The following is a 2,965-nucleotide window of genomic DNA, read 5'->3' as shown; positions in this document are numbered from 1 at the left end:
CCCTCGGCCTCGTGAAGGAATTCGCTGTCGCCAAGTTCGATGAATCCATCGACGTGGCTGTCCAGCTCGGCATCGATGCCAAGAAATCCGACCAGGTCGTTCGCGGCGCTGTCGTGCTGCCAAACGGCACCGGCAAGACCAAGCGCGTGGCCGTGTTCGCCCAGGGTGCCAAGGCTGAAGAAGCCAAAGCCGCCGGCGCAGACATCGTCGGCATGGATGATCTTGCTGCTGAAATCAAGGCCGGCAAGATGGATTTCGACGTGGTGATTGCTTCCCCCGATGCGATGCGCATCGTGGGTACGCTGGGCCAGGTGCTCGGTCCCCGCGGCCTGATGCCTAACCCCAAGGTTGGCACCGTGACGCCTGACGTGGCGCAAGCCGTCAAGAACGCCAAAGCCGGCCAGGTTCAGTTCCGTGTCGACAAGGCCGGTATTGTTCATGGCACGATTGGCCGCCGCTCGTTCGACACCGCCAAGTTGCAAGGCAATCTGGCTGCACTGATCGACGCGTTGCAAAAAGCCAAACCGGCTTCGAGCAAGGGCGTGTATTTGAAGAAAGTTGCGGTTTCGTCAACGATGGGTGTGGGCGTTCGCGTCGACACGCAAACCATCGCAGCGTAATCGCAGAAATTTGGGCAACCCGCAGGGGTTGTTCAATGTGGTGGGCTGCCGGGGTTCGCTCCGGCAGGTCATCAAAGACCGTTGGCGTGGCAGGCTTTTTGGGCTTGCCGCTTAATCGAAAGACAGCCAACGCAGATGGCGGTCCCGCTGCAGATGGTTTTGCAAAGAATCTGAAACAGTTGGTCGCTGAACATGAGCGTGTTGAAGGGCGAGGGGGATGCAAGTCACCCGAAMCTGACCACACATTTTTAAGGAGTAGACCTTGAGTCTCAACCGCAGTGAGAAACAAGCCGTCATTGATGAAGTGACTGGCCTCGCCGCTAAAGCTCAAACGCTCGTGATGGCGGAATACCGTGGTATCACGGTCGCTGACATGACCCGTCTGCGCAGCCAAGCCCGCGACAAAGGCGTGAACCTGAGTGTTCTGAAGAACACCCTGGCTCGCCGTGCCGTGGCAGGCAGTGCATTCGAAGTCGTGTCCGACCAGATGACCGGTCCGCTGATCTATGGCTTTTCCACGGATGCCGTGGCTGCTGCAAAAGTAGTCGCTGACTTCGCAAAAACCAATGACAAATTGGTGATTCGCGGTGGTGCATTTGGCGGTAAATCCCTGGACGTGAACGGCGTGAAGCAACTGGCCAACATTCCCTCCAAGGAAGTGTTGCTCGCCCAGTTGTGTGGCTTGCTGATGTCGCCTATGTCGCGTACGGCCGTTGTGCTGGGCGCCCTGGCGGCCAAAAAGGGCGGCGACGCAGCCGATGCCCCCGCAGCAGCTGAAGCTGTAGCAGCGTAATTTGTACCCAACTTTTTAGGAAATTCAAAATGGCATTCGATAAAGACGCATTTTTGACCGCGCTGGATAGCATGACGGTCCTCGAACTCAACGAATTGGTGAAATCCATCGAAGAGAAATTTGGCGTGAGCGCAGCTGCGATGGCTGCTCCCGCTGCTGGCGGTGGCGGCGGTGCTGCTGCAGCTGCTGAAGAGAAGACCGACTTCAATGTCGTGCTGCTCGAAGCTGGCGCCAACAAGGTGTCGGTCATCAAGGCCGTTCGCGAAATCACCGGTCTGGGCCTGAAAGAAGCCAAGGACCTGGTTGACGGTGCTCCGAAGAACGTCAAGGAAGGCGCTCCAAAGGCTGACGCAGAAGCTGCGAAGAAGAAGCTCGAAGAAGCCGGCGCGAAAGTCGAACTCAAGTAATTCTTGGTGTTTGAGAAGGCTGGAAGACCGTAGTCGGGCTTCCAGCCTTTCGTGTTTCAAGGAACACACCGAAAAGCAGACTTAACCGTCTGCTTTCCAGTGTTTTCTGACCCCGACTGCAGAAAACGCCTTGGTTCGGGTGACGTGCAATGCGTCACCGTCCGCCATGGTTGGTAGTGGCCAACCACCAAGCTGCCTGAATACGTGGTGTATTCGGGCACGAGAGTCGCCAGAGCCCATCAACGCGGAGAACTCATGGCCTATTCCTACACCGAACGTAAACGCATCCGCAAAAGCTTCGGCAACCGCGAAAGCGTGTTGACTGTTCCCTATTTGCTGCAAATGCAGAAAGACGCGTACACAGCGTTCCTGCAAGCCGACCGTGCACCTCAAAAGCGCACCGTTGAAGGCCTGCAGGCAGCGTTTGAAAACGCTTTCCCCATCGTCTCGCACAATGGTTTTGTCGAGATGAAATTCATCGAGTACAACCTGGCCAAGCCGGCGTTTGACGTGCGTGAATGCCAGACCCGTGGACTCACTTTCGCCTCGGCCGTGCGCGCCAAGGTGCAGCTGATCATTTATGACCGCGAATCCTCCACATCGCAGTCCAAGGTGGTCAAGGAAGTCAAAGAGCAAGAGGTTTATATGGGCGAAGTGCCGCTCATGACCGACAAGGGCTCTTTTGTGATCAACGGGACCGAGCGCGTGATCGTGTCCCAGTTGCACCGTTCACCTGGCGTGTTTTTTGAACACGACAAGGGCAAGACCCACAGCTCGGGCAAACTCCTGTTTTCGGCCCGTATCATTCCCTACCGCGGTTCGTGGCTCGACTTCGAGTTCGACCCCAAAGACATCCTGTACTTCCGGGTTGACCGTCGTCGCAAGATGCCCGTCACGATTCGGCTCAAGGCCATTGGTCTGAATCCGGAATCCATCCTGGCCAATTTCTTTGTGTTCGACAATTTCCGCCTAATGGATAGCGGTGCACAGATGGAGTTCGTGGCCGAGCGCATGCGCGGTGAAGTGGCCCGTTTCGACATCACCGACAAAAACGGCAAAGTCGTGGTCGCAAAAGACAAGCGCATCACCGTTCGCCATACCCGCGAGCTGGAGCAAAGTGGCACCACGACGATCAGCGTTCCCGA

General features: G+C 56.8%; 3 protein-coding genes and 1 pseudogene. All 4 read left to right on the top strand.

What is annotated here, in order from left to right:
- On the top strand, positions 1 to 620 hold a 620-nt coding region (gene rplA, locus AC1DWI_RS18360), incomplete at its 5' end, for a 50S ribosomal protein L1 (RefSeq protein ID WP_477725391.1).
- Between the two features lie 262 nt (positions 621 to 882).
- Entirely contained in the window at positions 883 to 1,413 is a 531-nt protein-coding gene (gene rplJ / locus AC1DWI_RS18355; RefSeq protein ID WP_477670197.1) for a 50S ribosomal protein L10, read from the top strand.
- A 29-nt stretch (positions 1,414 to 1,442) separates the two neighbouring features.
- On the top strand, positions 1,443 to 1,820 hold the full coding sequence (gene rplL / locus AC1DWI_RS18350) for a 50S ribosomal protein L7/L12 (protein WP_431094480.1): 378 nt from the start codon (positions 1,443 to 1,445) through the stop codon (positions 1,818 to 1,820).
- A gap of 255 nt (positions 1,821 to 2,075) precedes the next feature.
- A pseudogene (gene rpoB / locus AC1DWI_RS18345) lies at positions 2,076 to 2,965 on the top strand (DNA-directed RNA polymerase subunit beta); the annotation flags it as partial.

The sequence above is a fragment of the Polaromonas sp. P3_C2 genome, from assembly GCF_056402675.1.
This window is presented reverse-complemented; position numbering and strand designations above follow the sequence as displayed.